Source organism: Streptomyces sp. NPDC091649, from assembly GCF_044756785.1.
Classification (GTDB): domain Bacteria; phylum Actinomycetota; class Actinomycetes; order Streptomycetales; family Streptomycetaceae; genus Streptomyces.
Window position 1 is genome coordinate 1 of record NZ_JBIVTR010000025.1, and the last position, 25,373, is coordinate 25,373.

Sequence of the window (25,373 nt, forward strand, 5' to 3'; positions counted from 1 at the left end):
CCCCGTGGCCCGCGCCGAGACGACGACCGCCCCTCCGGCGGTGGCTTCCGTCGCGACGACAGCCGTGGCGGTGGCTCCGGCGGCGGCTTCCGCCGTGACGACAACCGTGGCGGTGGCTTCCCTCGCGATGACCGTGGTGGTGGCTCCGGTGGTGGTTTCCGCCGTGACGACAACCGTGGCGGTGGCTTCGAGCGCCGCGACGATCGCCCCCGTGGCCCGCGCCGAGACGACGACCGCCCCTCCGGCGGTGGCTTCCGCCGTGACGACAGCCGGCCTTCGGGCGGCGGTTTCCGTCGTGATGACCGGGACCGTGACCGTGCGCCGCGTCGTGATGACGACCGTGGTGGGTACCGCGGAGGTCAGCAGCGCGATGACCGTGGTGGCGACCGTGGTGGCCGTCCCAGCGGTGGCTTCGAGCGCCGGGACGACCGTCCCCGTGGCCCGCGCCGAGACGACGACCGCCCCTCCGGCGGTGGCTTCCGCCGTGACGACGACCGGCCCTCCGGCGGCGGCTTCCGCCGTGACGACGACCGGCCCTCCGGCGGTGGCTTCCGCCGTGACGACCGTGACAGGGACCGGGGCGGAAGCCGTGGCGGCCGGCGCGACGACCGGGACCGTGGTGGTTTCCGGGGACGCGACGACCGGGACCGCGACCGCGAGCCGATCAAGCGGCTGCCGATCCCGGACGACGTCACGGGCGACGAGATCGACAAGGACGTACGCCAGGAGCTCATGAGCCTGCCGAAGACCCTGGCCGAGGACGTCGCGCGCAACCTCGTCATGGTGGCCCGGCTGATCGACGAGGACCCCGAGGAGGCGTACGCGTACGCCCGTATCGCCCTCCGGCTCGCGTCCCGCGTCGCCGCTGTGCGCGAGGCGGCCGGGTTCGCGGCGTACGCGACGCAGAAGTACGCCGAGGCGCTCGCCGAGTTCCGGGCGTCCCGGCGGATGACCGGGTCCGTGGACCTGTGGCCCGTCATGGCGGACTGCGAGCGCGGGCTCGGGCGGCCCGAGCGGGCGATGGCCATGGCCGGTGAACCCGAGGTGCAGAAGCTGGACAAGGCCGGGCAGGTCGAGATGCGGCTGGTGGCCGCCGGGGCTCGCCGTGACATGGGCCAGATCGACGCCGCGATCGTGACGCTCCAGGGCCCCGAGCTGGCGTCCAACTCCGTGCAGCCGTGGACGCCGCGACTTCGCTACGCGTACGCGGACGCCCTGCTGGAGGCTGGGCGCGAGGACGAGGCGCGGGAGTGGTTCGGGAAGGCGCTGGAGGCCGACAAGGACGGTTCCACCGACGCGTCGGACCGGCTGGCCGTGCTCGACGGCGTGGAGTTCGTCGACGTCCTCGGTGACGTCGCGGGCGACGACGACGTGCCCCGTGCCGAGGACACGCCCGAACGCCGGGACGACGAGGACGACGAGAACGACGTGCGCGACGACGCCGACCGCGAGGTCGAGGGCGACGAGAGCGACGAGGACGATGACCGGGACGGTTCTGCGGACGGTTCGGCCAAGGGCTGACGGCTGACGAAGAGGGGCGGCACTCCCACCGGAGTGCCGCCCCTCTTCCTGTCCGGAGGCGGCTCAGTCGAGGGCGAGACTCCGCATGACCAGGCCCGTGGCCGGCTTCGGGCCGAACGACGTCGACTTCCGGGGCATGGTGACGCCCTGCCGGGCCAGGTCCCGCACGACCTCCTCGCGTACGGGATGCATCAGCACCGCCGTGGCATTGAGGCGTTCCGCCTGTTCGACGGCCGCGGCGGCGTCATGGATGTAGCCGATGTGCTCGGGTGCGTCGGGTATCCGCCACACGGCGTCGAGCAGCGCGGAGTGCAGGACCGTCGCGTCCAGGGTGCGCCAGGCGTCGGGGCGGTCCGTCCGTACCGTGCGGGCCAGCAGGGCCGGGTCGGGACGGTCCACCAGATGGAAACCGCCGTCGCCGGCGAGGAGGAACGCGTTGCCCCCGGCCGCCGCTTCGGCCAGCGCGTCCAGCGCCCGGGGAAGCGGCCCCGCGACCGGCCGGACGCGGAAGAGGCCGGTCAGCGCTTCCAGGGCCCGGGGCACCGGCAGTCCCCGCAGGAGCCGGTGGATGGCGCGGACCTGGAGCGGGTGGCGGGCCGTGTCGACGAGGAGGACGAGGCCGAAGTCCCACGGTCCGGGGGCGGTCTGTTCCCGCCGGAGCCGGAGATAGGTGGCCCACCGGTGGTGGCCGTCCGCGATCAGCGCCTGGTGGCGGGCGAGGTCCGACTCGATCTCGTCCCGGTCCGACGCCTCCGTCACGGCCCAGAGCCGGTGCCGGAAACCGTCCTCCGTCGTGGTGGCGAGCAGCGGCTCCCGCCGGACCGTGCGCTCGATCACCGCTGCCGTCCCCGCCGCCGGGCCCTCGTCGCTCCGGTAGGTCAGCAGCAGCGGTTCCAGATGGGCCCCTGTCGTGCGCATCAGCTCCGCGCGGTCCGCGACGACGTCGTCCATGACGTCCTCGTGGGGCAGCACGATGCCGTCGGCAGCGGGGGAGAGGGCCAGGGCGCCGATCACGCCCCGCTGGAGGATCTCGTCGTTCCGCTGCTCGTAGACGTACAGCACCGGCTCCGGGTCCGGGGCGATGACCCCCTCGGCCAGCCAGCGGTCCAGCGTGGCCGCCGCCTGCCGGTGCCGGTCCCGGGCGGTGTCCGCCTGGGGGAGGATGAGGCGCACGATGTTGTGCGGATCCGCGGACTCCAGGTGGTGCAGCCCGTCGGGCCGGACGACCACGTCGTACGGGGGCGAGGTCACGGCGGCAAGGCTGCCGACCCGCTCGGGGACGTAACGCAGTCCGCGGAACGGGATGATCCGCAGCCCCTGCTCGACGGGACCTGAAGTGTTCATCAGGGCATCGTATGTGTGCTGGGGACGGACGCGATGATCGGGGCAGAGGCCCGGAAGAGGAGCGAGCGATATGAGCCAGCAGCAGGACAGGCGCCGGCCGTCGGGGAGCGGTACGGCGCTGAGCGAGGCGTACGACACGGCTCTCCTCGACCTGGACGGGGTCGTGTACGCGGGCGGCGAGGCCATCGGCCACGCCGTGGAATCCCTGGCCGGCGCGCGGGCCGGGGGCATGCGCCTCGCGTACGTCACCAACAACGCGCTGCGGACACCGGACGCGGTGGCGGAGCACCTGACGGAGCTGGGGGTGCCCGCCGAACCCGCCGACGTGATCACCTCCGCCCAGGCCGTCGCCCGGCTCGCCGCGGGTCGGCTTCCGGCCGGTTCCCGGGTGCTGGCGATCGGCGGGGAAGGTCTGCGGGTCGCGCTGCGCGAGCGCGGGCTCGTCCCCGTGGAGTCGGCGGACGACGGCCCGGTGGCGGTGGTCCAGGGGTACGGCGGTCCGGACATGGTGTGGGGGCGGTTCGCCGAGGCGAGCTACGCGATCCGGCGCGGGCTGCCGTGGTTCGCGTCCAACACCGACCTGACCATCCCCGGTGCCCGGGGCATCGCGCCGGGCAACGGGGCCGCGGTCGAGGTCGTACGGATCGCCACCGGCGCCGAGCCGCAGGTGGCGGGGAAGCCGTTGCCGCCGATGCACCGCGAGACCGTGCTGCGGACCGGGGCGAAGCGGCCGATCGTCGTCGGGGACCGGCTGGACACGGACATCGAGGGCGCGTTCAACGGGGGTGTGGACTCCCTGCTGGTCCTCACCGGGGTGACCGACGGGGCCCAGCTCCTCGCCGCCCCGCCGCAGCACCGCCCGACCTATGTGGACCGGGACCTGCGGGGGCTGCTGACCGGGCAGCCCGAGGTGACGCCGGCCGGTGCGGCGTACCGGTGCGGGGGCTGGACGGCCGCAGTGCGCGGGGAGGAGCTGGTCGTGGAGGGCGAGGGCGAGGCCCTCGACGGGCTGCGGGCCCTCTGCGCGGCCGCCTGGACCTTCGCCGGACCGGGCGTGTGCGGGCTGGACGCGGCGAAGGCCCTCGCCGGGCTCGGCCTCTGAACCAGGCCCTCGGCGCCGCCCGGCCTCCCGTGCGCGGGAGGGCGCCGAACGCGTGGGGCGGCGGCCCGGGGGCCAGTGGCGCGAGGGGGAAGATAGGTTAACCTAACCTGGCGCTGCCCGATGGTCCTCCCGCGCCCCGCGCAGTGCCCGCTCCACCTCACCGACTCCGGGAGTACGACCATGCAGCGCCTCACCGCGGAATCGGTGACCCTCGGCTACGACCAGCGGGTCATCACCGAGAACCTCTCGGTGGAGATTCCCGACCACTCCTTCACCGTGATCGTCGGGCCCAACGCCTGCGGCAAGTCGACCCTGCTGCGGGCCCTCGCCCGGATGCTGAGGCCGAGCCGGGGGCAGGTGCTGCTGGACGGGCGGAGCATCCACCAGCTGCCCGCGAAGAACGTCGCCCGGACGCTGGGGCTGCTGCCGCAGTCCTCCATAGCCCCGGACGGGATCACCGTCGCCGACCTCGTCGCCCGCGGCCGGTACCCGCACCAGGGGCTGCTGCGGCAGTGGTCGCCGGAGGACGAGCGGGTGGTCGACGCGTCCATGGAGTCCACCGGCGTCGCCGAGCTGGCCGGCCGTCATGTCGACGAACTGTCCGGCGGCCAGCGTCAGCGGGTCTGGATCGCCATGGCGCTGGCCCAGCAGACGCCGCTGCTGCTGCTCGACGAGCCCACGACGTACCTCGACATCCAGCACCAGATCGACGTCCTCGACCTGTGCGCGGAGCTGCACGAGACGCAGGGCCGCACCCTGGTCGCCGTGCTCCACGACCTGAACCACGCCGCGCGGTACGCCACGCACCTCATCGCGATGCGGGACGGGAAGATCGTCGCTGAGGGCGCCCCGTCGGACGTGGTCGACGCGGCGCTGGTGGAGCGGGTGTTCGGGATGCGCTGCCAGGTGATCGACGATCCCGAGACCGGTACGCCGCTGGTGGTGCCGGCGGCCCGGAGGGCCCGGAAGGCGGCAGCCTGAGGCCCCCGGAGGGCGGGCGCGGCCGGCGGCCGGGCGGGCGGCTCCATCTGCCCGGGCCGTGATCCGGGCTTCGGCGAGCCTTGGAGCCCGCCTTCGGCGGCTACAGCAGTGACCTCAGTTTCAGCAGGTCACGGAAGCCCGCTTCCAGGCGTACGCGGCCCGAGGCCCACGCCTTGCCGAAGTTCAGGTCGCCGTCCACCAGCGCCACCAGGTCGTCGCCCGTCATCGCGAGCCTGATCTCCGCCTTCTCCCGGGGCGGCCCCTCGACCGTGTCCCGCACCCGGATCCGGCCATCGGCCAGCCGGCCGGTGAACGTGATGTCGAGGTCCTTGATGTGACAGCTCAGCGAGCGGTCGAGGGCTGCGGCACCGCGCACGTCGCCCTCGGCGGCGGCGAGGTTGTCGGAGAGTCTGTCGAGTGCGCTGCGGCACTCCGTCATGGTCGCCATCGTGCTCGACGGTACACCGGCCCGCCGATGTAGCGTTTCCGCATGAGCGACTGGACGCCGGAGGCGGGAACACCGCCCGTGAGCACGCCCGACGAGCCGGACCCGGCGCGGGACGGGCCGGCGGTGGACGGGCCCGGAGCCGGGGGGCCGGCCGTCGCCGTGCCCTCGTTCGAGCCCGCCGGGCCCGCGCCCCTCGGGGTCGTGCGGACCCCCACCGGCCACCCCGCGGTGGACGCCCGGCTGGAGCGCCTGGCCGACGCCGACCACCTCCCGGCGGACGGGCACACCGAGGTGTACGAGGATGTACACCGTGGGCTGCGGTCCGAGCTGACTTCGCTGGACGCCCGTCCGGCCGCCGTACCCGGTCCCCCGCCCACGCCTTCGCACCGCACGCACGACACGCATCATGACAACAGGAGCTGAACCGAACGTGGCAGGAGTGGTACGTCGCCGCCTCGACGCCGAGCTGGTACGCCGCAAGCTCGCCCGCTCGCGCGACCACGCGAGCCAGCTGATCGCCGCGGGGCGCGTCACCGTCGGCCGCACCACCGCGACCAAACCCGCCACCCAGGTCGAGACGGCCGCCGCGATCGTCGTCACCGAGGACGACGGCGACCCGGACTACGTCTCGCGCGGCGGCCACAAGCTGGCGGGGGCGCTCGCCGCCTTCGTGCCGCTCGGGCTGACCGTGGAGGGGCGGCGGGCGCTGGACGCCGGGGCGTCGACCGGCGGGTTCACCGATGTGCTGCTGCGGGCCGGCGCCCGGCAGGTCGTCGCCGTCGACGTCGGCTACGGGCAGCTCGCCTGGTCGCTCCAGTCCGATGAACGAGTCGTCGTCAAGGACCGTACCAACGTACGGGAGCTGACTTTGGACGACATCGACGGGCAGGCGGTCGACGTGGTGGTGGGGGACCTCTCCTTCATCCCGCTGGGTCTCGTGCTGCCCGCCCTGGCCCGGTGCGCCGGGCCCGACGCGGACCTGGTCCTCATGGTCAAGCCGCAGTTCGAGGTGGGCAAGGAGCGGCTCGGCAGCGGCGGAGTGGTGCGGAGCCCGGAGCTGCGCGCCGAAGCCGTGCGGGAGGTGGCTCGGCGGGCCTTGGGCCTCGGCCTCGGGGTACGGGGGGTGACGGCCAGTCCGCTGCCCGGCCCGTCGGGGAACGTCGAGTACTTTCTGTGGCTGCGGGCCGGCGCACCTGAGCTGGATCCCGCGGATGTCGACCGTGCAGTGGCGGAGGGGCCTCGTTGACGACGAATGCGGCACGAACAGTCTTCCTTTTGGCGCACACCGGCCGTCCGGCGGCGATCCGCAGCGCGGAGCTCGTCGTGCAGGGGCTCCTGCGCAACGGGCTCGGCGTACGGGTCCTGGCGACCGAGGCGGCCGATCTGCCGCTGCCGGACACCGTGGAGACGGTCACGGACACCAGCCCCGCCGCCGTGGACGGGTGCGAGCTGCTGATCGTCCTCGGCGGCGACGGCACTCTGTTGCGCGGCGCGGAGTTCTCCCGCGCCTCCGGGGTGCCGATGCTCGGCGTCAACCTCGGACGCGTCGGTTTCCTCGCCGAGGCCGAGCGCGATGACCTCGACCAGGTGGTCTCCCGGGTCGTCTCCCGCGACTACGAGGTCGAGGAGCGCATGACGATCGACGTTCTCGTGCACAGCAACGGCGACGTCGTGTACACCGACTGGGCGCTCAACGAGGCGGCCGTGCAGAAGGTGTCGCCCGAGCGGATGCTCGAAGTGGTCCTGGAGATCGACGGCCGTCCGGTCACGGGGTTCGGCTGCGACGGGATCGTCTGCGCGACCCCGACCGGTTCGACCGCGTACGCGTTCTCGGCGGGCGGGCCGGTCGTCTGGCCCGAGGTCGAGGCGCTGCTGATGGTCCCGATCAGCGCCCACGCGCTGTTCGCCAAGCCGCTGGTGACCTCGCCCACGTCCGTGCTCGCGGTGGAGGTCCAGCCGCACACCCCGCACGGGGTGCTGTGGTGCGACGGCCGGCGGACCGTGGAGCTGCCCGCCGGCGCCCGGGTCGAGGTACGGCGCGGCGCGGTGCCCGTACGGCTGGCGCGGCTGCACCAGGCGTCGTTCACCGACCGGCTGGTGGCGAAGTTCGCGCTGCCGGTGTCGGGCTGGCGGGGCGCGCCCCACTGACGCTTCCGGCGGCGCCGGACGGCCCCCGTGACCCTCGGGAGAGTGAATCCGGGAACGGGGGCCGTCGCGCGTCCGGCTCGGGACCTCGTAAGGTCATGTCCGTGTTGGAGGAGATGCGGATACGGTCGCTCGGAGTCATCGACGACGCGGTGGTGGAGCTGTCACCCGGTTTCACCGCGGTCACGGGTGAGACCGGCGCGGGCAAGACCATGGTCGTCACGAGTCTCGGGCTGCTGCTCGGCGGGCGCGCGGACCCCGCCCTCGTACGGGTCGGGGCCAAGGCCGCGGTCGTCGAGGGCCGGATCACGGTGTCCGAGGGCGACGCGGCGGCGCTGCGGGCCGAGGAGGCCGGGGCGGAGCTCGACGACGGTGCGCTGCTCATCAGCCGTACGGTTTCGGCGGAAGGACGCTCCCGGGCCCACCTCGGCGGCAGATCCGTGCCGGTGGGGGTCCTGACCGAGCTGGCGGACGAGCTCGTCGCCGTGCACGGCCAGACCGACCAGCAGGGACTGCTCAAGCCGGCGCGGCAGCGGCAGGCGCTCGACCGGTACGCCGGGGACGCCGTGGAGGTCCCGCGCGCCAAGTACGCGGCGGCCTACCGGCGGCTGCGGGCCGTCGCGGCCGACCTGGAGGAGCTGACGACCCGGGCCCGGGAGCGGGCCCAGGAGGCGGATCTGCTGCGCTTCGGCCTGAACGAGGTGGCGGCGGTGGAGCCGTTGCCGGGCGAGGACGTCGAGCTGGCCGCGGAGGCCGAGCGGCTCGGTCACGCCGAGGCCCTCGCGGCGGCGGCGTCCCTCGCGCACACGGCGCTGGCGGGGAACCCGGAGGACCCGGAGGGCGTCGACGCGACGACCGTCGTGGCCGCCGCCGGGCAGGCGCTGGACGGGGTCCGGGCCCACGACCCGGCGCTGGCCGCGCTGGCCGACCGGATCGGGGAGATCTCCATCCTGATCGCCGACGTCTCCGGCGAGCTGGCCGGGTACGCCGACCAGCTGGAGGCCGACCCGCTGCGGCTGGCCGCCGTGGAGGAGCGCCGGGCCGCGCTGACCGCCCTGACCCGCAAGTACGGCACGGACATCACGGCCGTGCTCGCGTGGGCCCAGGAGGGAGCAGGCCGGCTCACCGAGCTGGAGGGCGACGACGAGCGGATCGGCGAACTGGCCGCGGAGCGCGACGGGCTGCGGGCCGAACTGTCCGTTCTGGGGCAGGCGTTGACCGATGCGCGCACGGAGGCCGCCGCCCGGTTCGCCGAGGCGGTGACGGCCGAGCTGGCCTCGCTCGCCATGCCGCACGCCCGCGTCTCCTTCGCCATCCGGCAGACCGAGGCGGCGGACGAGGCGTCCGGCATCGACATCGGCGGGCGCAGTGTCGTCTACGGCCCCTCGGGCGCCGACGAGGTCGAGCTGCTGCTCGCCCCGCACCCGGGCGCCCAGCCCCGGCCGATCGCCAAGGGCGCGTCGGGCGGTGAGCTGTCCCGGGTGATGCTCGCGGTCGAAGTCGTGTTCGCGGGCTCCGACCCCGTACCGACGTATCTCTTCGACGAGGTCGACGCGGGCGTCGGCGGCAAGGCGGCGGTCGAGGTCGGCCGGCGGCTCGCCAAGCTCGCGAGGTCCGCGCAGGTGGTGGTGGTGACCCACCTCCCCCAGGTGGCGGCCTTCGCCGACCGGCAGCTGCTGGTCGAGAAGACCGTGGACGGCTCGGTGACCCGCAGCGGAGTCACCGTCCTGGAGGGCGAGGACCGGGTCCGGGAACTGTCGCGGATGCTGGCGGGCCAGGAGGACTCCGAGACGGCCCGCGCGCACGCCGAGGAGCTGCTGGCCACGGCCCGCGCCGACGGATGAGCGGCGAGGGCCGAGCGGCGAGGGGTGGGCGCGGCGGCCGGGCGGTGACCCGCCGGGCGCGACACCCGACGGGTGGGCGGTAAGCGGGCGGGCGGGAACTCCCCCCGCCTGCCACCGCGCCCCGCCCTCGGAGGGAAGGCGCGACGGCGCGCGATGACGGCAACCCTCTGCCTCGATATTCACCCGTGAGGGTGGTGCGGTGTGGTCGGTTGTCGCCATGAGAGCGGCAGCAACGTTACGGCGTCCCGCAACGCGCGTACGTACTGGCATTCTTGACGCTGTACCTACCGCCGACTCCGGAGACCCGGGGAGCCAATCAACGTGTCACAGCTGCGTACGGTCCAAGTCCTCGGCGGCGGCAGCGCGGGCAGCAGCGCGCACGTCGGTTCGCTGGCCGCCGGGCTGGTGGCGCGAGGGGTGCAGGTGACCGTCTGCGCTCCGCCCGCGGTGGACCGCGCCCATGACTTCTCGGCGGCCGGGGCCCGGTTCCTCCCGGTGCCCCGGCGCAGCGACCCGGCCGCCGTCGCCGCGCTCCGGGCCGCCTGCACGGGAGCGGACGTCGTCCATGCCCACGGAGTCCACGCCGCCGCCCGCACCGCCCTCGCGCTGAGCGGCCGTGCCGTGCCGCTGGTGATGACCTGGCACAGCCGGCGGTACGCGGAGGGGGCCCGCCGCCAGATCCTGCACCTGCTGGAAAGGCGCGCGGCGCGCGCGGCGGCCGTGGTCCTCGCCCCCTCCTCGGACCTGGTGGACCGGGCCCGTGAACGGGGGGCCCGCGACGCCCGGTTCGCCCCCATCGCCGTCCCGCCGCCCCGCCCGGGCGGCGACCCGGACAAGACGCGGGCCGAACTGGGCGCAGTGGACCGGCCGTTGCTGATGGCCGTCGGCAGTCTCGTGCCGCATCACGGGTTCGGCACACTGCTGGACGCGGCCCACGCCTGGCGGCGTCTGGACCCCGTGCCGCTTCTCGTCATCGTGGGGGAGGGGCGCGAGCGTGGCGCACTCCAACGGCGGATCAGGGACGAGGACCTGCCCGCCACGCTCATCGGAAGCCGCGACGACGCGGCGGAGTTGCTCGCCGCGGCCGATCTGGCGCTGCTGCCGAGCCGGTGGGAGGGCCGCTCCCGGCCGGCGCAGGCGGCACTGCGCGCAGGGGTGCCCCTCGTCGCCACCGAGGTCGGCGGCGTGCCCGAACTGGTCGGCACAGCCGCCGAGCTGGTCCCCTACGGCGACGCCGAGGCCCTCGCCCGGACGGTCGTGAGGCTGCTCGGCGACCCGGAGGCACGCGCCCGGCTCGCCCGGGCCGGGCGGGCCCAGGCGGCGGGCTGGCCCACCGAGGACGACACGATCGCCCATGTGCTCAGCGTCTACGACGAGTTGACGCAGCCGCTGGCTGCGGTGCGGACGCGCTGACCGGACCGGCCGGGGCCGCCCCCCTCACGCCGCGCCGGACCATCCCCCCGGCACGCCGCGCCGGAGCCGTCAGGTCGTGTGGCGGCGGGCCCGCAGCGCCAGGCTCAGCGCCAGCACCGTCTGCGGGTCGTCCAGGTCCGTGCCCAGCAGCTCGCCGATGCGGGCGAGGCGGTTGTAGAGGGTCTGACGGTTGAGGTGCAGTTCGCGGGCGGTCTCCGCCTTGCGGCCGGCGTGCGCCAGGTACGCCTGCAGCGTCGGCAGCAGCGCCGGGCGCGAGGTGAGGTCGTGCTCGCGCAGTGGACCGATCGCCCGGTTCACGAAGGCCGCCAAGTCCGGATGGTCCCGCAGCCGCCACAGCAGCAGGTCGATGTCCAGGCGCCGGGCGTCGTACCAGGGCCGGTCGGCCAGGCCCTGCGCGGCCGTCGCCGCCTCCGACGCGTGCCGCAGTCCCGCGCCCGCCGCCGCCCAGCCGCCCGCGCCGCCGACCACGACCACCGGCGGCTGCGATCCCGCGCGGTCGAGCCCGGCCCGCTCCACCCCCGCCCGCAACGCCGCCGCCACCCGGTCCGCGACAGCCGTGCGCTCGTCCTGCGAGCGCAGCCCCAGCAGCAGCGGGACCCGCCCCTCCACGGGCCGCACACCGAGCAGCACCGGCACCCCGACCGAGGCCAGCTCGTCCAGGACCGCACGGGCCAGCACCGCCCAGTTGCCCGACGGGGACAGCTCGGGTGCCAGCCGCATGACGACCGGGAGGAGCGGCGTCCCGCCGGGCCGGAAGCCGAGCACCCGGCCCTGGGCGGGGGCGTCCTCCGGGGCGATCCGGCCCTCCGCGAGGTCGGTGAGGAAGTCGCCCCGGCCCCGGGCGGCCAGCTCCTCCTCCTGCCGGGCCTGCATCAGGACGACGGCGAGGAGGCCCGCCGCACGCTCCGCCGCCATCCGGTGCACGGTCGCCAGCGGCCCGGCCACCGCGAGCAGCACCAGCCTCGCCCGTACCGCACCGGTCTCGGGCCCGCCGCCGGGCACGTCCACCAGCACCGCGCCGGCCGGCGGACTCTCCCGTGCGGCCCGGTCGCCGCGCATCCCCTCCCAGACCTGGAGCGGGTCCGCTCCCACCGGGCCGGACCCGGTGGACGCCGCGTACAGGAGCCGGCCGTCGGGCGTCTCCAGGAACACCGGGTTGGCGGTGAAGTCGGCGAGAATCCCGAGGACCTGCGGAACCCCGCCCCCGTCGAGCAGCGCGCGCGTCGCGCGCCGGTGCACCTCCTCGGCCTGCTGGAGGAGCGCGTAGTGCCCGTTCACGATCTCGGTGTGCACCTCTTCGGTCACCGCGACGAACGGCACCTCGCGATGCAGCTGGACCAGTGGGAGCCCGGCCGCGCGGGCGGCGTCCACGATGGAGGCGGGCAGCCGGCCGAAGCGCGGGCCCAGCTCCACCACCAGGGCCGCGATGCCCCGGTCGGCGAGGCGGCGGACGAAGGCGCGCTGTTCCGCGGGGCGGGCGCCCAGGCCCAGGCCGGTGGTCAGGAGCAGCTCGCCGCCCTTGAGGAGGGAGGCGATGTTCGGGACCTCGCCCGCGTGCACCCAGCGCACGGTGCGGTTCAGGCGTTCGGCGCCCGCCACCACCTCCGGGAGCCCGGCGCGCAGCCCCGGCAGCTCCAGCGCCCGCTGCACGGTGATTCCGCTGTGGCTCTCCACGTACCGGCCCGCTTCCCTCGTGCCCGGCCCGTCGATCGGGCGGTCGTCCGGTTCAGGACGCTACCGCCCGGGGCGGGCGAGGCGCAGGGCAGGGGACGTGGACCGACGCGCTGCCGTGCCGGGCGTCCACCCGCACCGCCGGGCCGGCCACGGACCGCGCTGCCGAGCCGGGACCGGTCAGGGACGCGGCAGCAGCCCCGCGAGCGCGCCCCGGCTGCGCCGCAGCGCGGCGATCCGCTCGTCCATCTCGGCCAGTTCCCCGTCCAGGATCTCCCGCAGTTCCGCGCACCAGTCGAATCCCGCACGGCCGTCCCGGGCACAGGGCAGCACCTGACGGATCACCTCGGTGGACAGCCCCGCCCCGAGCAGCGCGCGGATCCGTGCGACGGTCGCCACGGCCTCCTCGTCGTAGGCGCGATAGCCGTTCGGGCCGCGCGGTGCCGTCAGCAGCCCCTGCGCCTCGTAGTACCGCAACGACCGCGCGCTGGCTCCCGTCCGCCGGGACAGCTCCCCGATCAGCATCTGCCCGTGCCCCGTTCCCTCTTGACCTTGTCACCGGTGTCAGGCTCTAACGTCCGGGTCATGGACGAAGATTCCCCGCACCTCGTGCACGTGAACGGCCGGGCCGCGACCGCCGAGGACCTGGCGCCGCTCGCCTTCGCGGGCCACGCCCACTTCACCGCGACACAGGTCCGCGACGGCCGGATCCGCGGCCTCGACCTCCACCTGGAGCGGCTGCGCGCCGCGTCGGCCGGGCTGTTCGGCCGGACCCTGCCGGAGGACGTGGTGCGCTCCCGTCTGCGTACGGCGCTCCGCGGCGGGCCGGCCGACCTCTCGCTGACCGCCACGGTGTACTCCCCGGCGGGCGAGTTCACCGCGGCCGACGCCGACCCCGCGCTTCTGGTGCGTACCGGACCGCCGTCGTCCGGCCCGGACGGCCCGCTCGCCCTGGCGGCGGTCCCGCACGAACGGTTCCTGCCGCACATCAAGCACGTCGGCGAGGTGGCCAAGACGCACCTGCTCCGGGCAGCCGTCGCCGAGGGTTTCGACGACGCGGCGTTCCTGGACCGGGAGGGCCGGTTCAGCGAGGCGACGATCTGGAACCTGGCCTTCTGGGACGGTGAGGCGGTGGTGTGGCCCCGGGCCGCCCTGCTGACAGGGACCACGATGGGCATCGTCCGCCGACAGCTGGACCGGCTCGGAGTCGGACAGCGGACCGTCGCGGTCACCCCCGACGACCTGCCCGCCCTCGCCGGCGCGGTCGTCATGAACTCCTGGACGCCGGGCGTGCCCGTCCGCCGGATCGGCGCGGCCGGGCTGCCCGCCGCCCCCCGGTTCCTGGACGTGCTCCGCCGGGCGTACGAGGCCGAACCGCTCACCGCGCCCTGAAACGCGCGGTGGCCGCCCACGGTTCGAAGCCCGGGGCGGCCACCGTCAGGACGGACTGCGGCTCAGCCGACGTACGCGCCGCTCGCCGTCAGCCGCAGGGCCGTGTCGATCAGCGGGACGTGGCTGAACGCCTGCGGGAAGTTCCCCACCTGGCGCTGGAGGTTGGAGTCCCACTCCTCGGCCAGCAGGCCCAGGTCGTTGCGGAGCGACAGCAGCTTCTCGAACAGCTGGCGCGCCTCGTCGACCCGGCCGATCATCGCGAGGTCGTCGGCCATCCAGAACGAGCAGGCCAGGAACGCGCCCTCGTCGCCCGCCAGCCCGTCGACGCCCGCGTCATCGCCCTCGGTGGGGTAGCGCAGGATGAAGCCGTCCTCCGTGGACAGCTCCCGCTGGATCGCCTCGATCGTGCCGATGACCCGCTTGTCGTCCGGCGGCAGGAAGCCCATCTGGGGGATGAGCAGCAGGGAGGCGTCGAGTTCCTTCGACCCGTAGGACTGGGTGAAGGTGTTGCGCTCCTTGTCGTAGCCGCGCTCGCAGACGTCCCGGTGGATGTCGTCACGCAGCTCGTACCACCGCTCCAGCGGGCCCTCGACGTCCCCGGACTCGACCAGCTTGATCGTCCGGTCCACCGCGACCCACGCCATCACCTTCGAGTGCACGAAGTGCCGGCGCGGCCCGCGCACCTCCCAGATGCCCTCGTCGGGCTCCTCCCAGTGCTTCTCCAGATACTCGATCAGCTTGAGCTGGAGGCCCATGGCGTAGTCGTTGCGCGTGAGACCCGTCATGTGCGCCAGGTGCAGCGCCTCGGTGACCTCGCCGTACACGTCGAGCTGGAGCTGGTTGGCCGCCCCGTTGCCGACGCGGACCGGGCCGGAGTTCTCGTACCCGGGCAGCCAGTCCAGCTCCGCCTCGCCGAGCTCGCGCTCACCGGCGATGCCGTACATGATCTGGAGGTTCTCCGGGTCGCCCGCCACGGCCCGCAAGAGCCACTCGCGCCAGGCGCGGGCCTCTTCCCGGTACCCCGTGCGAAGCAGCGAGGAGAGGGTGATCGCGGCGTCCCGCAGCCAGGTGTAGCGGTAGTCCCAGTTCCGTACGCCGCCGATCTCCTCGGGGAGCGAGGTGGTCGGCGCCGCGACGATGCCGCCGGTCGGCGCGTACGTGAGGGCCTTGAGCGTGATCAGGGAGCGGACGACCGCTTCCCGGTAGGGCCCGTGGTACGTGCACTGATCGACCCATTCGCGCCAGAACAGCTCGGTCGCCTCCAGTGCCCCCTCGGGGTCGGGGAGGGCCGGCGGTCCGTGGTGCGAGGGCTGCCAGCTGATCGTGAGCGCCACCCGGTCGCCGGGGCCCACGGTGAAGTCGGAGTAGGTGGTCAGGTTCTTGCCGTAGGTGTCCGCCTCGGTGTCGAGCCAGACGGAGTCCGGCCCGGCGACGGCGACCGTGCGGTTGTCGACCTTGTGCACCCAGGGCGTCACCCGGCCGTAGCTGAACCGCATCCGCAGTTCCGAGCGCATCGGCACTCGGCCGCTGACGCCCTCCACGATCCGGATCAGTTGCGGCGCGCCGTCACGCGGGGGCATGAAATCGGTCACCCGTACGGTGCCGCGCGGTGTGTCCCACTCCGATTCCAGGATGAGGGAGTCACCGCGATACCGCCGCCGGTCGGCGAAGGCTGGTTCTGTTCCTTCCGCTCTCGCGGGGCCCAGGCGCCAGAAACCGTGTTCCTCGGTGCCCAGAAGCCCCGCGAACACGGCGTGCGAGTCGAAGCGGGGCAGGCACAGCCAGTCTGCTGTGCCGTCCCGGCAGACCAGGGCTGCGGTCTGCATGTCTCCGATGAGTGCGTAATCCTCGATGCGCCCGGCCACGTGCGTCTCCAGTCGAACGGCCATGTCGCCCCGTTGAAGGGCGCTTACTGCGGGTCAAGAGGGTCGTAGGGTCTTTCACCCGGGAAGATGCGACGAGTTCCTGTACCGGTGGGCGACCTGGGTGGTGCCGCCGCCCGGCCGTCTCGGCAGCGAGTGTTTGAGCAGGATACGACGCACGGGGAAGATCCGCGCGACGGTCCCCGCAACATCTCCCGGCTGATCCCGTGTGACGTGCGGTGTCCGTGATGATGGCGTGACGCCGCTGTGCAGGGTGTGGCCGGAAGCGGCCTCCCGTCGTCGCTGTTACCCTGGTAGCCCGTGGACCGGTGGTCGTTCGCGACAGCGTACGAGGCCCCCGAACCGCAGCGACGGCACCTCCGGAATCCCCGGTTCGGCAGCCGGTACGCACCTCAGAATCGCGACCACGGGAGCCCCCTTTGGCTATGCAGCCCACATCCACGACGACCAAGCACATCTTCGTCACCGGGGGTGTCGCCTCCTCCCTCGGCAAGGGTCTGACTGCCTCCAGCCTGGGTGCCCTGCTCAAGGCGCGGGGCCTGCGGGTCACCATGCAGAAGCTCGACCCCTACCTCAATGTCGACCCGGGCACGATGAACCCCTTCCAGCACGGTGAGGTGTTCGTCACCAACGACGGCGCCGAGACCGACCTGGACATCGGCCACTACGAGCGATTCCTCGACGTCGACCTCGACGGCTCCGCCAACGTGACGACCGGCCAGGTCTACTCGCAGGTCATCGCGAAGGAGCGGCGCGGCGAGTACCTGGGCGACACCGTCCAGGTCATCCCGCACATCACCAACGAGATCAAGCACCGCATCCGCCGCATGGCCACCGACGACGTGGACGTCGTCATCACCGAGGTCGGCGGCACGGTCGGCGACATCGAGTCGCTGCCGTTCCTGGAGACCGTCCGCCAGGTCCGCCACGAGGTCGGCCGGGACAACGTCTTCGTGGTCCACATCTCGCTGCTGCCCTACATCGGCCCCTCCGGCGAGCTGAAGACCAAGCCCACCCAGCACTCGGTGGCCGCCCTGCGCAACATCGGCATCCAGCCGGACGCCATCGTGCTGCGCGCCGACCGCGAGGTCCCCACCGCCATCAAGCGCAAGATCTCGCTGATGTGCGACGTCGACGAGACCGCCGTGGTGGCCTGCCCGGACGCCCGGTCGATCTACGACATCCCCAAGGTGCTGCACACCGAGGGCCTGGACGCCTACGTCGTGCGCAAGCTCGACCTGCCGTTCCGGGACGTCGACTGGACCACCTGGGACGACCTGCTGGACCGGGTCCACAACCCCGACCACGAGGTCACCGTCGCGCTGGTCGGCAAGTACATCGACCTGCCCGACGCCTATCTCTCGGTCACCGAGGCGATCCGGGCGGGCGGTTTCGCCAACAAGGCCCGCGTCCAGGTCAAGTGGGTCACCTCCGACGACTGCCGGACCGCCGACGGCGCCGCCGAACACCTCGGTGACGTCGACGCGATCTGCATCCCGGGCGGCTTCGGCGAGCGCGGGGTCGACGGCAAGGTCGGAGCCATCCGCTACGCCCGCGAGAACAAGGTCCCGCTGCTCGGCCTGTGCCTCGGCCTCCAGTGCATCGTGATCGAGGCGGCCCGCTCGCTCGCCGAGATCCCCGACGCCAACTCCACCGAGTTCGACGCCGCCACCTCCCACCCCGTCATCTCGACGATGGAGGAGCAGCTGGCCTACGTCGAGGGCGCGGGCGACCTCGGCGGCACCATGCGGCTCGGCCTCTACCCGGCCAAGCTCGCCGAGGGCTCCCTCGTCCGTGAGGCGTACGACGGCCAGCCGTACGTGGAGGAGCGCCACCGCCACCGCTACGAGGTCAACAACGGCTACCGGGCCGAGCTGGAGAAGAAGGCCGGGCTGGTCTTCTCCGGCACCTCGCCGGACAACAAGCTCGTCGAGTACGTCGAGTACCCGCGCGAGACGCACCCCTACCTGGTCGCCACCCAGGCGCACCCGGAGCTGCGCTCCCGCCCGACCCGCCCGCACCCGCTCTTCGCGGGTCTGGTGAAGGCCGCCGTCGCGCGCCAGGTCGCCGCGGCGGACGGCGCGGGCGCGTAACACCGAGGCATTACGGTTGACCGGGGTACGGATCCTTCGCGGATCGGTGCCCCGGTTTCCTTTTGGTTCGTGGGAGGACGTACATGGGTATCCAGGACAAGCCCGAGGAGTGGCAGGTCACCGCGACCGCGACTCCCTTCACCGGCAACAAGACCAGCGTCCGCACCGACCAGGTGGTGATGCCCGACGGCTCCGTCCACGGCCGCGACTACCAGGTCCACCCCGGTTCCGTCGCCGTCCTCGCGCTCGACGAGGACGACCGGGTCATCGTCCTGCGGCAGTACCGCCACCCCGTGCGCCACCGGCTCTGGGAGATCCCGGCCGGACTGCTGGACATCCCCGGCGAGAACCCTCTGCACGCCGCCCAGCGCGAGCTGTACGAGGAGGCGCACGTCAAGGCCGAGGACTGGCGGGTGCTGACGGATGTCTACACCACGCCCGGCGGCTGCGACGAGGCCGTGCGCGTCTTCCTGGCCCGCGACCTCTCGGAGGCGGAGGGCGAGCGCTACGCGGTCTCCGAGGAGGAGGCCGACATGGAGCTCGCCAGGGTGCCGCTGCCCGAGCTGGTCCGCTCGGTGATCGCGGGGGACCTGCACAACAACTGCCTGGTCGTCGGAGTGCTCGCGCTCACCGCCGTACGGGCGGGCGACGGCGTCGACTCCCTGCGGCCCGCCGAGGCGCCCTGGCCGGCCCGGCCCTTCGAGGTCTGACGCTCCGACGGGCCTGACGTACCGGCGGCCTGACGTACCGTCTGCCGTCGCGCACCGCGCCCCCGGTCGGACGATCACAGGAGTGTGATCGTAAAAAATGAAGAACTGCTGATCCGATCGGGGGATGTTCCCCGCGCTCCGCCCCGCTCCGCAGTGATCGTCGTCACCGCTGAACTACGCTCGAAACGCACCCGACCGGAGTTCCGGCGGGCACCGCGTGCAGCGAAGTGGAGCGTGGCTCGTGACCGATCAGGCGGTGGACACCAGCGGCCCGGCGAAGGCCCCGGGGACCGAGGAGCCGTCCGGCGCAGCCCCGCCCCGATTCTTCGGCCGCGAACGGGAGTTGAAGGCCCTGCGGGCGGACATCGAGCGTGCCGGCCTCGACACCCTGGCCGGCCGCAAGGCCCCCCGCGCCCGGGTCCTGCTCATCGCGGGCCGCCCCGGTTCCGGCCGCAGCGCACTCGCCGAGACGCTGGCCGGGGCGCTCACCGGAACCGACGCCGCCGGGGCGGCCGCGTCCGCTACGGGCGCCCTGCCCTGGTCGGTCCCCGGCACGGGCTCCGGCGACTATCCCGACGGGGTGCTCCGGGTCGGCCTCACCGACCCCGGGGGCGAGCGCGTCCCCACCGAACGCTCCGCCGGCGAACTCCTCGGCCTCCTGGGGACGGCGGTCCCGCCCGGCGCCGATCAGGACGAGCTCTCCGAGATGGTCCGTGAGGCCCTCGCCGTACGGCGGCTCGTCCTGCTGCTCGACGACGCGGTCGACGCCGAGCAGGTCGACCCGCTGCTCCCGGAGAACCCGGACTGCCTGGTCCTCGCCACCGCGACCGGCCCGCTGACCGGCATCCCCGACGTGCGGCCCTGCACCCTCGGCGGCCTGGAGGCGGGCGCGGCGGTGCGGCTGCTCGCCCGTGCCATCGGACAGGTCCGCATCACGGTCGACCCGCGAACCGCGGAGACCCTGGCCGAGGAGTGCGGGGGACAGCCCGCGGCGCTCACCCTCATGGGCGGCCTGCTCGCCGCCCACCCCATGGCCTCCGTCGCCGACGTCGCCAAGCAGCTCCACGAGCTGCCCGACCCCGGCGAGCAGCAGTCCGCCGGCGCCCGCCCGCTGGCCCGCGCGTTCCGGCTCGTCCACGACTCCCTGCCGACGACCGCCGCCCGGATACTGCGCCTGCTCGCCCTGGCCCCCGCCGGGCTCGCCGACGCCCACACGGCGTCCGCGCTGGCCGGCTGCTCGGTCTCCGCCGCCCGCTCCACCCTCGACGACTTCGTGAAGCTCGGGCTGCTGCGGACGGACGGCGCGGCCCACCCCCAGTACGCGGTGCCCGGGTGCCTCCTCCCGATGCTCCGGGCGCTGCTGGAGGACCGGGACCGGCCGGCCGAGATCCAGCTCGCCCGCGCCCGGATGCTGGAGCGGACCGTGCGCCGGCTCCAGTCCTGCCGCGCGGTCACCGAGCCGGAGGGCTCCGCCGCCCGCCGCAGGCTCGCCGGACTGCCCCGCTCGCTGCGCTTCCCGAACGCGGAGGAGGCGGGCGCGTGGCTGCGGGTCCGCCAGCCCGCCCTGCTCGCCTCGGCCCGGCTCGCCGTGGCGGACGGCGAGCTCGACACCCTGGCGCGGCGGCTGGTGGCGGCGCTGGTGCGGGCCCTGGCCGCGCACCGGGGGACGGAGGAGGCCGCCCCCGAGCTGTACGGGCTGCACGGTCTCGTCCTGGACGTGGCGCTGCGCCGGGAGCTGCCCCGCGAGCAGGCGGCCGCCCTGCTGAACCTCGCGGACCTGGACGCCCGCACCGGCCGCACCCGGGACGCGCTGAGGCGCTACCGGGCCGCCCTGGACGCCGGAAAGGCGGCGAGGGACCTGTACGCCACCGGCCGCGCGATGGAATCCGTGGGCGGCGCGTACGAGGAGCTGGGGGACTACCACCGGGCCGCGGACTGGTACGGCCGGGCGCTCTCCCAGCGTCTGACCCAGGGGGAGCGAGCGGACGAGGCCCGGCTCTACGGGCGGCTCGGGGCGGTCCACACGTACGCCGGGCGCTACGGCCAGGCGCTGCGCGACTGGCGCGCCGCCGCCGCGGGCCACCGCAGGCTCGGCGACCCGGCGGCCCAGGCCCGGGCGGTCAGCGAGGCCGCGCGGGTCCAGGAGTACGCGGGCCGGCCGCACGACTCGCTCCAGACCTGCCGGGAGGCCGTCGACCTGGCCCGGCGCGCCGGTGACGTGCGGCTTCAGGCGGCGCTCCAGCTGCGGCTGGCCGACACGCTGGACCGGCTCGGGGATCCCGCCGCGGCCAGGCTGCACCGGGGCGCGGCCGACAGACTGCTGGGCGAGGAGGCTTCTGCCTACGAAATCCGTAGTGCTTCGTCAGAAAGTTAATGCTTTGTAAGGCTAGACAGCGGGAAGTCCTTCATTAGACTGGCTCTGCCGCGTTCCTCCGTGGCGTCTCCATTTATGCTGTATATGCCGGGTATGCACCGTTGTGCCCGGATGACCCTCCGAGCCAAGGACCGTGATCGACGTGAAGGTCGGCATCCCCCGCGAAGTCAAGAACAACGAGTTCCGGGTGGCGATCACCCCCGCCGGAGTGCATGAGCTCGTCCGCCACGGCCACGAGGTCGTCATCGAGAAGGACGCCGGCGCCGGCTCGTCCATCACGGACCAGGAGTTCGTCGCCGCGGGCGCGCGGACACTGTCCACGGCCGACGAGGTCTGGGCCGCCGCCGACCTGCTGCTGAAGGTCAAGGAGCCGGTCGCCGAGGAGTATCACCGCCTCCGCAAGGGCCAGACCCTGTTCACCTACCTCCACCTCGCGGCCTCCCGCGAGTGCACGGACGCGCTGCTCGCCTCCGGCACCACCGCCATCGCCTACGAGACGGTCGAGACCGCGAACCGCGCGCTCCCGCTGCTCGCCCCGATGTCCGAGGTCGCGGGCCGCCTCGCCCCGCAGGTCGGCGCCTACCACCTGATGCGCTCCGTCGGCGGCCGGGGCGTGCTGCCCGGCGGCGTCCCCGGCACCGCGGCGGGCAGGGCCGTCGTCATCGGCGGCGGTGTCTCCGGCTGGAACGCCACGCAGATCGCCGTGGGCCTCGGCTTCCACGTCACCCTGCTCGACCGCGACATCAACAAGCTGCGCGAGGCCGACAGGATCTTCGGCACCAAGGTGCAGACCGTCGTCTCCAACGCCTTCGAGCTGGAGAAGGCCGTCGTCGAGGCCGACCTCGTCATCGGCGCCGTGCTGATCCCCGGAGCCAAGGCCCCGAAGCTGGTCACCAACGAGCTCGTCGCCAAGATGAAGCCCGGAAGTGTACTTGTCGACATCGCAATCGACCAGGGTGGCTGCTTCGAGGACTCGCGTCCGACGACCCACGCCGAGCCGGCCTTCCGGGTCCACGACTCGGTCTTCTACTGCGTCGCCAACATGCCCGGCGCGGTGCCCCACACCTCGACCTACGCGCTCACCAACGCGACCCTGCCCTACATCGTGGAGCTCGCGAACCGCGGCTGGGCCGACGCCCTGCGCCGCGACGCCGCTCTCGCCAAGGGGCTCAACACCCATGAGGGCCAGGTGGTTTACCGCGAGGTGGCCGAGGCGCACGGTCTCCCGCACATCGAGCTGAGCACGCTCCTCGGCTGACGGGTCAACGCCTCCGTCAACATCGCGCGTCCGGCCGGACCTTGCCGAGCAAGGTCCGGCCGGACGTGTATCGGGCCCGGTGAGGCCCTTGCGTAACTCGCGCCGAACGTAACCCTTTACCCGTTTCGTGCGGCGGTGAAATGTGCGGCTTGGTCGCTGTGCACCCTTGACAGTGCGGTGTTCGATTGCCGACACATCGGGCCGGGTCCGGCGGATTGTGTTGCTGCGGACCGGTGACACGCCATAGAGTCGCCAATCGTCGGCATGGTGCCACGCTGACCTATCGATAAGTTTCCTGGTCACGTCCAAGGAGGTAAGACGACTTGTGAATGAGTCGACAATTACTCCCGGGGGTGGTCAACCAGGGATGCCCGCACGGGGTCTGAGCCCGATCGGGCTCGAAGCTGTCGGCTCCGTCGCTGTCCGCACCTTCGCCACCCAACAGCACATGACGACAGCCCCCCAGATGATGGACGGCCTACACGTGAACGCCACGGCCGGCAACGAGAGCAGCCGGGACACCGACCGCTTCGCCGACTTCGCCGAGGTGCCCGAGGGGCACTTCTACGACCCCGACGCCGAGTACGAGCCCGATCCGGAGTACGCGGCCACCCTCGCGCCCGACGCCGCGCGCCAGCGCCGCGAGCGCATCGGCCCGACCGGACGGCCGCTGCCGTACTTCCCGATCCCGGGCCCCCTGACCGACCACGGCCCCGCGAAGATCATCGCGATGTGCAACCAGAAGGGCGGCGTCGGCAAGACCACGTCGACCATCAACCTGGGCGCCGCGCTCGCGGAGTACGGCCGCCGGGTCCTGCTCGTCGACTTCGACCCGCAGGGCGCCCTCTCCGTCGGTCTCGGGGTCAACCCGATGGAGCTGGACGTCACGGTCTACAACCTGCTCATGGAGCGGGGCATGGCGGCGGACGACGTCCTGCTCAAGACCGCGGTCCCCAACATGGACCTGCTGCCCAGCAACATCGACCTCTCCGCGGCCGAGGTGCAGCTTGTCAGCGAGGTGGCCCGCGAGTCCACGCTCCAGCGCGCCCTGAAGCCGCTCATGGCCGACTACGACTACATCGTGATCGACTGTCAGCCCTCCCTCGGCCTGCTCACCGTGAACGCCCTGACGGCCGCTCACAAGGTCATAGTGCCGCTGGAGTGCGAATTCTTCGCGCTGCGCGGGGTGGCGCTGCTCACCGAGACCATCGAGAAGGTCCAGGAGCGGCTCAACCCGGAACTGGAGCTCGACGGCATCCTCGCCACCATGTACGACTCCCGTACGGTGCACAGCCGCGAGGTCCTGGCGCGCGTCGTCGAGGCTTTCGACGAGCACGTCTACCACACGGTCATCGGGCGCACGGTCCGCTTCCCGGAGACCACGGTCGCCGGAGAGCCCATCACCACCTACGCCTCCAACTCGGTCGGCGCGGCCGCCTACCGCCAGCTCGCCAGGGAGGTGCTCGCCCGGTGTCACGCCGAGTGAGTCTGCCGGGGGCCGACGAACTGTTCCGTACCACCGGAGGCGGGATGGGCCTCCAGCCGTCCTCCCCCGCGGACCGGCGGCGCAAGGCGAACGGCGAGCCGCGGGTGCCCGCGCCCGCCGGGGAGAGCGATCCCACCGGCCAGACCCCGCCCGCAGGCCGTGAGGAGCACACCGCGGCCGACGCCGAGGGCGGCGACTCGCGCGGCCGTTCCTCCTCCGCCCGGCCCGCCTCCGGCGAGCGCCCCGCATCCTCCGCGGCCCCGGCCGAGCAGTCGCCGGCGGTCCAGCAGCAGCGCAGGCGAGGCGGCGGACGCGGCGCCAACCGCCGCCCCAGCGGCCGGGAACGCCACGACGAGAAGATCACGGTCTACGTCTCCGCCGAGGAGCTGATGGACCTCGAACACGCCCGCCTCGTCCTGCGCGGCGAACACGGCCTCGCCGTCGACCGCGGCCGCATCGTCCGTGAGGCGGTGGCGGTGGTCCTGGCCGACCTGGAGTCCCGGGGCGACGCGAGCATCCTCGTACGGCGGCTGCGCGGCCGCTGAGCGGCACGGCGCGGGTAGCCTGCCCCGCAGGGCCCGCCCACCGGCGGGCTCCGCCCGTGCCGCCGTCCCACCCCTGGACCACCATGCCCACGCCCGACGAGCCCGACACCCGGCGCCGCCGTGCCCTGGGGCCGGGCCCGGGCGCGGTCGCACCGCCGGTGACCGTGGAGGAGACGGCTCCGCAGCCCGTACGGGAGCCGGAGCCCGTACCGCCGCCTGAAGCCGTACGGGAGCCGGAGCCCGTACCGCCCGAGCCGGAAGCGGCGACGGCGCGGGACGCGGACGGCACGCGCTTCACCGTCCGGCTGGTGAACTTCGAGGGCCCCTTCGATCTCCTCCTCCAGCTGATCTCCCAGCACAAGCTGGATGTGACCGAGGTCGCACTGTCGAAGGTCACCGACGAGTTCATGGGGTACATGCGCGCCCTGGGCCCCGACGGGGACCTCGACCAGACCACCGAGTTCCTCGTCGTCGCCGCCACGCTGCTCGACCTCAAGGCCGCCCGGCTGCTGCCCGCCGCCGAGGTCGAGGACGAGGCGGACCTCGCGCTCCTGGAGGCGCGGGACCTGCTCTTCGCGCGGCTGCTCCAGTACCGCGCCTACAAGCGGATCGCCGAGATCTTCCAGGACCGCCTGGAGGCGGAGGCCCGCCGCCGCCCCCGGACCGTCGGCCTGGAGGACCAGCACGCCGAGCTGCTGCCCGAGGTGGTCATCAGCATCGGGCCCGAGGGCTTCGCGAAACTCGCGGTCAAGGCGATGCGGCCCCGGCCGGAGCCGCAGGTGTACGTCGACCACATCCACGCCCCGCTGGTCAGCGTCCGGGAGCAGGCGGCCCTGGTGGTGGAGCGGCTGCGCGCGGCGAGGGCCGCGGTGAGCTTCGCGGCGCTGACCGAGGACGCGCCGGACACCTTGACCGTGGTCGCCCGGTTCCTGGCCCTGCTGGAGCTGTACCGCGAGAAGGCCGTCACCCTGGACCAGGACGAGGCGCTGGGTGACCTGCTGGTGGCCTGGTGCGGCGGGACGGAAGCGGAGCCGGTGGTGACGGACGAGTTGGACCGGGAGGTCCAGGAAATCCAGGAGACGCGCGGGTGACGCGGGAGGTCCAGGAGCAGCGGGAGCCCCGGGGGGCCGGGAGCCGAACGG

General features: G+C 73.5%; 21 protein-coding genes and 1 pseudogene. 17 read left to right on the top strand and 5 right to left on the bottom strand.

Annotated features, from left to right (window positions below; all coding sequences use genetic code 11):
• Positions 1-736: pseudogene (locus ACIQMU_RS29380) on the top strand (hypothetical protein); the annotation flags it as partial.
• Positions 733-1,521, top strand: coding sequence for a tetratricopeptide repeat protein (locus ACIQMU_RS29385; protein ID WP_352243948.1), 789 nt, complete (start codon positions 733-735; stop codon positions 1,519-1,521). The pseudogene ACIQMU_RS29380 and the gene ACIQMU_RS29385, both read left to right, overlap by 4 nt.
• 63 nt (positions 1,522-1,584) lie before the next feature.
• Here ACIQMU_RS29385 and ACIQMU_RS29390 read toward each other — a convergent pair whose 3' ends face one another.
• Positions 1,585-2,865 (bottom strand): DUF1015 domain-containing protein, encoded by a 1,281-nt coding sequence (locus ACIQMU_RS29390; protein ID WP_352243918.1) that lies wholly within the window; start codon positions 2,863-2,865, stop codon positions 1,585-1,587.
• Between the two features lie 70 nt (positions 2,866-2,935).
• On the opposite strand from ACIQMU_RS29390, the gene ACIQMU_RS29395 reads away from it, so the two are divergent.
• Positions 2,936-3,967 (top strand): HAD-IIA family hydrolase, encoded by a 1,032-nt coding sequence (locus tag ACIQMU_RS29395; protein WP_352243919.1) that lies wholly within the window; start codon positions 2,936-2,938, stop codon positions 3,965-3,967.
• A gap of 180 nt (positions 3,968-4,147) precedes the next feature.
• Positions 4,148-4,948, top strand: a complete 801-nt coding sequence (locus ACIQMU_RS29400) for an ABC transporter ATP-binding protein (RefSeq protein WP_352243920.1) — start codon at positions 4,148-4,150, stop codon at positions 4,946-4,948.
• 100 nt (positions 4,949-5,048) lie between these two features.
• On the opposite strand, the gene ACIQMU_RS29405 is transcribed toward ACIQMU_RS29400, so the two are convergent.
• A complete protein-coding gene (locus tag ACIQMU_RS29405; RefSeq protein WP_352243921.1) occupies positions 5,049-5,396 on the bottom strand; it encodes an SCP2 sterol-binding domain-containing protein in 348 nt (115 codons plus the stop codon).
• 42 nt (positions 5,397-5,438) lie between these two features.
• Between ACIQMU_RS29405 and ACIQMU_RS29410 the strand changes: the two genes are divergently transcribed.
• The 5 genes from ACIQMU_RS29410 (at position 5,439) to ACIQMU_RS29430 (ending at position 10,798) form a co-directional block, all read left to right on the top strand.
• Entirely contained in the window at positions 5,439-5,819 is a 381-nt protein-coding gene (locus ACIQMU_RS29410) for a hypothetical protein (RefSeq protein WP_352243922.1), read from the top strand.
• Between the two features lie 7 nt (positions 5,820-5,826).
• Positions 5,827-6,642: a TlyA family RNA methyltransferase gene (locus ACIQMU_RS29415; RefSeq protein ID WP_352243923.1), complete on the top strand. Its 816-nt coding sequence runs from the start codon at positions 5,827-5,829 to the stop codon at positions 6,640-6,642.
• Positions 6,639-7,544 carry an NAD kinase gene (locus tag ACIQMU_RS29420; protein WP_352243924.1) on the top strand — a complete coding sequence of 302 codons (906 nt, stop codon included), beginning with the start codon at positions 6,639-6,641 and terminating at the stop codon, positions 7,542-7,544. Before ACIQMU_RS29415 ends, ACIQMU_RS29420 begins: the two co-directional genes overlap by 4 nt.
• Positions 7,545-7,639: 95 nt before the next feature.
• On the top strand, positions 7,640-9,385 hold the full coding sequence (gene recN, locus ACIQMU_RS29425; RefSeq protein ID WP_352243925.1) for a DNA repair protein RecN: 1,746 nt from the start codon (positions 7,640-7,642) through the stop codon (positions 9,383-9,385).
• A 321-nt stretch (positions 9,386-9,706) separates the two neighbouring features.
• Complete coding sequence (locus ACIQMU_RS29430) at positions 9,707-10,798, top strand: glycosyltransferase family 4 protein (RefSeq protein WP_352243926.1); 1,092 nt, start codon at positions 9,707-9,709, stop codon at positions 10,796-10,798.
• Positions 10,799-10,867: 69 nt separating this feature from the next.
• On the opposite strand, the gene ACIQMU_RS29435 is transcribed toward ACIQMU_RS29430, so the two are convergent.
• Both ACIQMU_RS29435 and ACIQMU_RS29440 read right to left on the bottom strand, forming a co-directional pair.
• Positions 10,868-12,493: a PucR family transcriptional regulator gene (locus tag ACIQMU_RS29435; RefSeq protein WP_402690069.1), complete on the bottom strand. Its 1,626-nt coding sequence runs from the start codon at positions 12,491-12,493 to the stop codon at positions 10,868-10,870.
• A gap of 177 nt (positions 12,494-12,670) precedes the next feature.
• On the bottom strand, positions 12,671-13,015 hold the full coding sequence (locus tag ACIQMU_RS29440; RefSeq protein ID WP_352243928.1) for a MerR family transcriptional regulator: 345 nt from the start codon (positions 13,013-13,015) through the stop codon (positions 12,671-12,673).
• Positions 13,016-13,075: 60 nt separating this feature from the next.
• Here ACIQMU_RS29440 and ACIQMU_RS29445 point away from each other — a divergent pair, with 60 nt between their 5' ends.
• Positions 13,076-13,882 (top strand): aminotransferase class IV family protein, encoded by an 807-nt coding sequence (locus ACIQMU_RS29445; protein ID WP_352243929.1) that lies wholly within the window; start codon positions 13,076-13,078, stop codon positions 13,880-13,882.
• A gap of 62 nt (positions 13,883-13,944) precedes the next feature.
• Here ACIQMU_RS29445 and ACIQMU_RS29450 read toward each other — a convergent pair whose 3' ends face one another.
• The gene (locus ACIQMU_RS29450) at positions 13,945-15,747 is read right to left on the bottom strand and encodes a glycoside hydrolase family 15 protein (protein ID WP_352243949.1); all 1,803 of its coding nucleotides are present in this window, start codon (positions 15,745-15,747) and stop codon (positions 13,945-13,947) included.
• Positions 15,748-16,190: 443 nt separating this feature from the next.
• Here ACIQMU_RS29450 and ACIQMU_RS29455 point away from each other — a divergent pair, with 443 nt between their 5' ends.
• The 7 genes from ACIQMU_RS29455 to ACIQMU_RS29485 all read left to right on the top strand — a co-directional run bounded on the left by ACIQMU_RS29455 (position 16,191) and on the right by ACIQMU_RS29485 (position 25,322).
• A complete protein-coding gene (locus tag ACIQMU_RS29455) occupies positions 16,191-17,858 on the top strand; it encodes a CTP synthase (RefSeq protein ID WP_352243930.1) in 1,668 nt (555 codons plus the stop codon).
• Between the two features lie 83 nt (positions 17,859-17,941).
• Positions 17,942-18,568: an NUDIX hydrolase gene (locus ACIQMU_RS29460; protein ID WP_352243931.1), complete on the top strand. Its 627-nt coding sequence runs from the start codon at positions 17,942-17,944 to the stop codon at positions 18,566-18,568.
• 241 nt (positions 18,569-18,809) lie between these two features.
• Positions 18,810-20,942 (top strand): tetratricopeptide repeat protein, encoded by a 2,133-nt coding sequence (locus tag ACIQMU_RS29465; protein ID WP_402690070.1) that lies wholly within the window; start codon positions 18,810-18,812, stop codon positions 20,940-20,942.
• A gap of 142 nt (positions 20,943-21,084) precedes the next feature.
• Positions 21,085-22,200: an alanine dehydrogenase gene (ald, locus tag ACIQMU_RS29470; RefSeq protein ID WP_352243950.1), complete on the top strand. Its 1,116-nt coding sequence runs from the start codon at positions 21,085-21,087 to the stop codon at positions 22,198-22,200.
• A gap of 367 nt (positions 22,201-22,567) precedes the next feature.
• A complete protein-coding gene (locus tag ACIQMU_RS29475; protein WP_352243933.1) occupies positions 22,568-23,686 on the top strand; it encodes a ParA family protein in 1,119 nt (372 codons plus the stop codon).
• Positions 23,683-24,231, top strand: a complete 549-nt coding sequence (locus ACIQMU_RS29480; protein WP_352243951.1) for a hypothetical protein — start codon at positions 23,683-23,685, stop codon at positions 24,229-24,231. Before ACIQMU_RS29475 ends, ACIQMU_RS29480 begins: the two co-directional genes overlap by 4 nt.
• Before the next feature lie 83 nt (positions 24,232-24,314).
• On the top strand, positions 24,315-25,322 hold the full coding sequence (locus ACIQMU_RS29485; RefSeq protein ID WP_402690071.1) for a segregation and condensation protein A: 1,008 nt from the start codon (positions 24,315-24,317) through the stop codon (positions 25,320-25,322).
• Positions 25,323-25,373 lie beyond the last annotated feature (51 nt).